Here is a 6,905-nt window from a genome sequence, read left to right as displayed (position 1 = left end):
ACCCGCTGCCGCAGTTGATCCTGACCGGAGGCGACCCGCTGGATCGGAAGGACCTCTACGAATTGATCGACGAGGCGCGCCGGCTTGGGATCGGGGTGTCCATCACGCCAGCCGCCACCGCCGCCCTCACCCGGGACGTGCTCGTGCGGCTGAAAGAACACCAAGTGGAAGGCCTGGGGCTGAGCCTGGACGGTTCTACGGCGGCTCGGCACGACTCCATCCGCGGCGTTCCCGGCACCTTTGAACGCACGTTGCAGGCAATCCAATGGGCCCAGGAACTGGAATTTCCTTTGCAGGTGAACACGCTCGTAGCGGAGGAGACCGCCAGTGACATACCCGCCATTTACGACATCCTGAAGCTTTACGCGGTCAGCCGCTGGAGCCTGTTTTTCCTCATCTCGGTCGGCCGCGGCAAAGTGCTGCAGGCCCTCTCTCCCCCAGAGGGCGAGAAATTGATGGGCTGGATTCTCGAGATCTCGCAAACCGCGCCCTTTATCGTCGCCACCACCGAGGCCCCCTCATTCCGCCGCGTGGCCCTCGAGCGGATGCGTGCCGAGGGAATGAGCGGGGAGGAGATCAAGCGCAGCAAGACCTACCGCAGCTTCGGAATCCGGGACGGACACGGCATCGTCTTCGTGTCGAATACCGGGGATATCTGTCCGGCCGGATTCCTGCCCCTGGTGGCGGGCAACGTTCGTAAGGATCGTATTGCCGATATTTACCGGAACGCGCCGGTCTTCCGATCCCTGCACGACCCCGCCCAGTTCGAAGGCCGCTGCGGAATCTGTGAGTACAAAGCGCTGTGCGGCGGATCGCGCGCTCGGGCCTATGGAGCCACCGGAAACCCGCTGGCCTCGGATCCCTTCTGCGACTACGAACCACACCCGAGCTGAAAGAATAGAGAGACCGCTCTTACAGAGCATGGAGCGCTTCCGCTGGCCGGCAGTGCAGCTACTTCCCCCTTGCCCCACCGTTTCCAGCGCTTCGGTTCGTCGCTATTTCTGCCTGCCGAAGACCTCGCGGAAGGCAACGTTCAGCTCGTCCAAGGCGCGCGAGCAGTCGCCTGTGAAGCTGGAGCCGTGCATGATGGCGAGGGTCTTGGGCTTAAGGTCGGCGAGTTTCTTCAGGTTCTGCTCCGTGAGCGGTGTATAGGGAACATAATCCGCAAGAACTCCCGCTTGATACTCCTTCATCGCCTGCTGCGAACGTCCGACCACGTCGGAAGATGTGAGCGGTTCCACGTCGCCGGTCTGATGGAACAGGTCCGAACACAGCAACGTCTTCTGCGTCTCCTCGAAGAGCACACCGGCGTCCCAGCCGTGCGGCAGGTGGGGCGTCTGGCAATAGCGGAAGCGATACTTTCCGGTGGAGAAGGTTTCACCGTCCGCCAGGGCGCGTGACTCGCGGCCAATGAAGTCGTTCACGCTCACCATCGCGCCGACCTGGCTGCAGATCACTTCCGCCTTGGGAGCCACGGCCAGCCACTCGTTGAGCGAGCCGCACTCATCCGACTCGAAGTGGCTGAAGCTGATGTGCCGCAAATCCGAGAGGTTGATGAGCTTCGAGACCGCCTCACGAATCTCCGCGTGCATTCCCCGCAGGCCGGTGTGAAACAGCAGCGGCTCCTCGTCCTTCACCAGGAAGTGGTTGAACTGCAGGTCACCCCATGCAGCGAAAATAGAGATGCGAAAAATGTCCGGCGCAATCTCAGTACAGACAGCCATGCCGCCTCCTCATTGGATGGCCCAGAAACCCTTGTATTTGGGCTCGGCCTTCAGACTATCGTTTATGGAACTCTCTCGCCAGCGCAGTCAGGCGCGCGTCGTCTACGGAAGTCTCGTAGGGCTGGTAGAGCGCCAGGCGGTCCAGCAATCCGCGATAGCGTTCGCGCAGCTTCGGGCCGATGGTCTCGTAGGTCCCGCTCACCGCGATGGTATCGAGCATCTCATCGGTGATCAGACGCGCCATTCCCTTCCAGTCCCCTTCGAGCGATTTGCGGTGCAGTTCCGGCATGATGCCTTCCCAGCCGTGCGTCTCCAACACCGGCGCGTAAGTCCGGGTGGAGGCGTAAAACGCGATCTGCTGCCGTACCGCTTCCGTGTTCCGGGCACGCTCCTGCTCGGTGTCGCCCACCACCACGAAGCTGGCCGTCGCCAAGGTAAAACTCTGACGTGGTCGGCCTGAGAGGCGCAGTCCTTCCTCTACCGCCGCGTGCACGTACTCGCGGAGGTACTTGGGCGTGTGGAAGGGATGGACGTGCAGGCCGTTGCAAACCTCGCCTGCCACGCGACACATGTGGCGGTTCACGCCCGCGATGAAAATGGGAATGTCGGGGTGGGCGATGGGACCGGGGTTGAAAAATGGCGTCATCAGGTCGAACTGGTAGAACTGGCCCTGGAAACGCAGCGGCGTTCCTTGCTGCCAGCATTCCCAAATGGCGCGCAGCGCCACCACCACTTCGCGCAACTTCGGTCCCGGCGACTCGAACTTCACCGAGAACCGCCGCTGGTTGTGCGCCTTCACCTGCGACCCCAGTCCCAGGATCAATCGTCCCTGCGACGCCTTCTGAATGTCCCAGGCGGTATAGGCCGTCACCATGGGACTGCGCGCAAACGCCACGGCAATCGACGTTCCCAGCTTGATGGAAGAGGTCACGGCAGCCGCCACCGCCAAGGGCAGGAAGGGGTCGTGCTGCGTCTCTTGCGTCCACAGGCAATCGTAGCCGGCGGCCTCCGCCCTACGCGCCTGCTCGGGGACATTCTGCAGGTCGTAGTCGCGCAGCGCGACGTCGAGCACCATGTGCGATTCTCCTGCGCGGATTCTAACGGATTACGAGCGGACTTCGGCGGAACGCAGATCGAGAAGGCTAACCCTTTTCCACCGTCGACAAATGTTCATGCACGATGCGCAGGGTGCCGGCGTCGTCTAACGCGAAGATCTGGGTGGCGCGTCCGTTGCGTATCTCTTCCGACACCGTCTTGCCCAAGGCGCCGGCGATGCGCTCGGCGCGGAACTGGAAGGTGTAGCTGGCCACGGCGACGCTCTCGCCCAGCATGGTGACCTCGATCGGCCCCAGTTGTACGCGGATGCTGGCTTGGGGATGGAAGTACTCGCGCTGACGGCGTGCGGCGGCCAGGCGTCCCGGCTCAGAGCGCAGCGACGCCGAGCCGAACACCGTGGACTCGGGTCCGTAGAACTGCGTCAATAGTGCCGCCGACTTCGAGGTGAACGCGTTCCAGAAACGTTCCACCTCCGCCTGCACTTGCGTGACCGTCAATCGCTCCATGGTGTTGGTGGACACGTCCGCCAAGCTACAACAGGAACACGGCGGGCGCTATCAACTAGGTTGGTACGTCTGAAGGAAGCATTCAGCACTCAGCAGTCAGCGGAAAGCGCTCCTACATTCCCGCCGCCCCCAGCATGATGATGGGCATGGTGGGTGTGGCTGAACCCTGTTCTGGCTCCAGCGTGATGGCGAATGCCTTGGCCTCGACTCCTGGGGGCAGTGGAGGCCCGGCCATCAGCGCGCTGCCGCGTGCATCGGGCTTGAACACTCCGGCCGGAATCGGGGGCTGGCCGCTGGCCGGCACCAGCCACAACTCATAAGCCTTGCCCGGCGGCACGGGCGCGAAGTTGCTGGCCACGAATACCAGCGTGCCCTGCGATTGCAGATAAATCGCCTTGCCTTGGGGTTGCGCCTTCGACCTAGTGTCAACCAGCGTGAACTGAGCCGCGTCCGGCGCCGTCAGGACATCGGCGATGCGCCGCGCTTCCGCCAGCTCGGTGCGCCGCTGTTCCAGCTCGACGCGCTGCTCCTCCAGATGAATCCTCGCGTACCTAAGTTTCCGCCGAACCTGCACGTTGTCCCGCCACAGCAGGATGCCGAACAACACCATGACGATCGTGGCGAACACCGGGGCCAGCGTCCACCAGGGGCGCTTCAGTCGCACCAGGTGCGAGCGCGGTTCCTGCGCGATGGCCGCCAGCAGTCGCTGGCGGGCCCGCTCCGGAGGCGCGGGACCAGAGGCGGTCAGGGCCAGAAGCGCCGCGTCGCCACGCAGCCGCTCCAGTTCCTGGCGGCAGGCGGAGCACTCGGCCACATGGCGCTCCAGCGCCGCGCGCTCCTCGCCCTCCAGCGCCCCGAGCGCATAGAGAGCCAGGTCGTCGGCGAATTGTTCGTGCGTCGTCATGCGGCCAGAGCCTTTCGCAGCGCCACGAGCGCCGTGCGAATGCGTGTTTTCACCGTGCCCAGCGGCTCGCCCAACTGGGCGGCGATTTCGGTGTGCGTCAGCCCGTCGAAGAAAGCCATCTCCAGCGCCCGGCGTTGTTCGGCGGGCAGGCCCCCCAGCACTCCGCGGACCTTCTCCATCGCCCGGTTGCGCTCGGTGGCATCGTCCAGGTCGGCCTCGACGGAGAGCACGACATCGCTCAGATCATCTTGCGGGCGCCGCTTGCGGTGCTGGTCGATAGCCTTGTGGCGCGCAATCACCGCCAGCCACGCTGTCATCGTACCCCGGCTGGCGTCGAACATCCCCGGATTGCGCCACAGTTGCATGAAGACGTCCTGCAACACGTCCTCGGCCGCGGCCGTATCCCCCAACACTCGCAGCGCCACCGCGTACACGACCCGCGAGTAGCGGTCGTACAGTTCCGCCATGGCGGATTGGTCGCCACTGCTGCGCACCCGGGCGACGAGCGCCGCATCCGTCAGGTCTGGTTGTGCCTTCGCACCCGGCACGCCGGTGTCTGCTGCTTCTCCTGGAGTACGGCCCAGCCACGGCCCCGGTTTTCTCGGGCAACCGCAATCCGGCGCCCGGCGTCTCACGTACCGTGAAAGACAGCCGGGTGGGCCGCCGGCCGAACCGCGGCCTACCTTAGCAGCAATCGTTTCCTGTCACAACCAAACTTCGGGCTCCGGAATCGCGGTACAATCTTGGGCCTCGAAGTTGCCATCCCAAGGAGAGCGTGCGATGAAGAAGCTGATTGCTCTAGTGAGCGTAGTGGTGTTGTTTGCCGGCATGACCCTGGCGGGCGATGCCAAGAAGGGGGAATGGACCGGCACGGTGAGCGACTCCATGTGCGGCGCCAAGGAAGGCCATTCCGCCGAGTGCGCCAAAAAGTGCATTTCCAATGGATCGAAGATGGTGCTCGTCAACGACTCCGACAAGAAGCTGCTGGAGATCGCCAACCCCGACAAGCTGGCCGGCCATGAAGGCCACAAGGTGAAAGTCACGGGCTCGGTGGAGGACGACAAGCTCACCGTAGACACCGTGGCCATGATGTAAAGCGCCCCGCAATCATTGCTTCTTTGTGGAGCGTCGAAGGCCGCAGGCTTCGGGGCGGAGCCTGCGGCTCTTGCTGTTTTGAATCCGTCGCTACGCTGCCTGATCGCTTCACATATCGCCCGGAGCCAACATTGGTTGTGAGGAGAGTGGCATGAACGCTGTCCCGCGCCAGCTGCTCAGCTTGCTTGCGCTTTCCCTGCTGGCGTTGAGCGCCACAAGTTCCGCCCAGAACCAGCCTCCGCGCACCATCCAGGACCGCTTCGCGAAGGTCAACGGCATACGGATCCACTACCTGTTCGCCGGCAAGGGCGAGCCTGTGATCCTTCTGCACGGCTACGCCCAAACCAGCCGCATGTGGCGGCCGCTGATGGCGGAACTGGCCAAAACGCATACCGTGATTGCCCCGGATCTGCGCGGCTTCGGCCAGTCTTCCAAGCCGGAGAGCGGCTACAACAAGAAGACCATGGCGCAGGACGTCCATGCCTTGGCTGCCTCCCTGGGCTACAACCACGTCCAGCTGGTTGGCCACGATATCGGACTGATGGTCGCCTACGCCTATGCGGCGCAGTATCCCGCCGAGGTCCGGCGGATCGCATTGCTCGATGCCTTCCTTCCCGGTGTTGGCGATTGGAAGAGCGTATGGCTGTTGCGCGACCTGTGGCACTTCCATTTTTATGGGAAGACGCCCCTCAGGCTGGTCGCGGGCCGCGAGCGCATCTATCTCGAACATTTCTGGGATGACTTTGCCGCCGATCCCAAACATTCCGTGCCCGAGGCGGATCGCCGCTTCTACGCCGCAGCCTATGCGCAACCCGGCGCCATGCGGGCGGGGTTTGAGGTGTTTCATGCTTTTTCGCAGGATGCGGAGGACTTCGCCCGCTTCGCGCATACTAGGCTCACCATGCCCATGCTGGTGCTGACCGGCGAAAAGGCGTCCGGAGAATTCCTTATCCAGCAAGGCCGCCTGGTCGCTGTGAACGTCGAGGGCGTCGTGGTCAATGGATCGGGCCACTGGCTCATGGAAGAGGCCCCCGATCAGGTCATTCCCAAACTGCTCTCTTTTCTCAAAGACTGATCCGGTTGGAGAAGGTCCTATCGCGCAGGGCGTTGCAGCACTAAAGAGAAAGGGAGGCCATCTATGAATCCGAATCTCGCTCTGGTTCTTGCCTTCGGCATCGGAGTGGTCGCCGGCCTGCGCGCCCTCACGGCTCCCGCGGCTGTCAGTTGGGCCGCCCGGCTGGGATGGCTGAACCTTGCCGGTTCTCCTCTTTCCTTCATGGGCTCGCCCATTGCTGTGGCGATCTTCTCTCTGGCCGCGGTCGGTGAACTTGTGAACGACCTGCTCCCCAAGACTCCGAAGCGCACTGCACCCGCGCCCTTGATTGCGCGCATCGTGATGGGAGCACTGGCGGGCGCATGCCTTTGCGTGTCAGGCGGGCAGCCCCTGCTGCAGGGGGCGGCTCTGGGAGGCATCGGCGGAGTCTTCGGCGCCTTCGCCGGATACCAGGCCCGCACCCGCCTGGTGAGCGCCCTCAAGGTGAAGGACGCATTCATTGCCGTTCTGGAGGACTTGGTGGCCATGGGTCTGGCATACTTCTTCGTCCTCGCGCGATAAGCACT

Annotated in this window: 9 protein-coding genes; 4 read left to right on the top strand and 5 right to left on the bottom strand. The window is 63.4% G+C overall.

Annotation, left to right across the window (positions count from 1 at the left end; translation table 11 throughout):
* Positions 1-893: radical SAM protein (locus VLE48_00495; GenBank protein ID HSA91464.1), on the top strand; the 893-nt coding region annotated here is incomplete at its 5' end.
* Between the two features lie 102 nt (positions 894-995).
* Here VLE48_00495 and VLE48_00490 read toward each other — a convergent pair.
* The 5 genes from VLE48_00490 to VLE48_00470 form a co-directional block, all read right to left on the bottom strand.
* The gene (locus VLE48_00490) at positions 996-1,724 is read right to left on the bottom strand and encodes an MBL fold metallo-hydrolase (protein ID HSA91463.1); all 729 of its coding nucleotides are present in this window, start codon (positions 1,722-1,724) and stop codon (positions 996-998) included.
* 55 nt (positions 1,725-1,779) lie between these two features.
* On the bottom strand, positions 1,780-2,799 hold the full coding sequence (locus VLE48_00485; protein HSA91462.1) for a TIGR03617 family F420-dependent LLM class oxidoreductase: 1,020 nt from the start codon (positions 2,797-2,799) through the stop codon (positions 1,780-1,782).
* Positions 2,800-2,866: 67 nt separating this feature from the next.
* Positions 2,867-3,301, bottom strand: coding sequence for a hypothetical protein (locus tag VLE48_00480; GenBank protein ID HSA91461.1), 435 nt, complete (start codon positions 3,299-3,301; stop codon positions 2,867-2,869).
* Positions 3,302-3,398: 97 nt separating this feature from the next.
* A complete protein-coding gene (locus tag VLE48_00475) occupies positions 3,399-4,190 on the bottom strand; it encodes an anti-sigma factor (GenBank protein HSA91460.1) in 792 nt (263 codons plus the stop codon).
* Entirely contained in the window at positions 4,187-4,738 is a 552-nt protein-coding gene (locus VLE48_00470) for a sigma-70 family RNA polymerase sigma factor (GenBank protein HSA91459.1), read from the bottom strand. The genes VLE48_00475 and VLE48_00470 overlap by 4 nt, the downstream gene beginning before the upstream one ends.
* Before the next feature lie 232 nt (positions 4,739-4,970).
* Between VLE48_00470 and VLE48_00465 the strand changes: the two genes are divergently transcribed.
* From VLE48_00465 to VLE48_00455, 3 genes are all read left to right on the top strand, one after another.
* Entirely contained in the window at positions 4,971-5,285 is a 315-nt protein-coding gene (locus tag VLE48_00465) for a hypothetical protein (protein HSA91458.1), read from the top strand.
* Positions 5,286-5,436: 151 nt separating this feature from the next.
* Positions 5,437-6,360, top strand: coding sequence for an alpha/beta hydrolase (locus VLE48_00460; protein HSA91457.1), 924 nt, complete (start codon positions 5,437-5,439; stop codon positions 6,358-6,360).
* A gap of 63 nt (positions 6,361-6,423) precedes the next feature.
* Positions 6,424-6,900, top strand: coding sequence for a DUF4126 family protein (locus VLE48_00455; protein HSA91456.1), 477 nt, complete (start codon positions 6,424-6,426; stop codon positions 6,898-6,900).
* Positions 6,901-6,905 lie beyond the last annotated feature (5 nt).

The organism is Terriglobales bacterium, from assembly GCA_035454605.1.
Classification (GTDB): domain Bacteria; phylum Acidobacteriota; class Terriglobia; order Terriglobales; family Acidobacteriaceae; genus DATMAB01.
This window is presented reverse-complemented; position numbering and strand designations above follow the sequence as displayed.

Coding starts and splice junctions, on each gene's coding strand:
- VLE48_00490 (HSA91463.1), bottom strand. CDS start 1,724: ATGGCTGTCTGTACTGAGATTGCGCCGGACATTTTTCGCATCTCTATT.
- VLE48_00485 (HSA91462.1), bottom strand. CDS start 2,799: ATGGTGCTCGACGTCGCGCTGCGCGACTACGACCTGCAGAATGTCCCC.
- VLE48_00475 (HSA91460.1), bottom strand. CDS start 4,190: ATGACGACGCACGAACAATTCGCCGACGACCTGGCTCTCTATGCGCTC.
- VLE48_00465 (HSA91458.1), top strand. CDS start 4,971: ATGAAGAAGCTGATTGCTCTAGTGAGCGTAGTGGTGTTGTTTGCCGGC.
- VLE48_00460 (HSA91457.1), top strand. CDS start 5,437: ATGAACGCTGTCCCGCGCCAGCTGCTCAGCTTGCTTGCGCTTTCCCTG.
- VLE48_00455 (HSA91456.1), top strand. CDS start 6,424: ATGAATCCGAATCTCGCTCTGGTTCTTGCCTTCGGCATCGGAGTGGTC.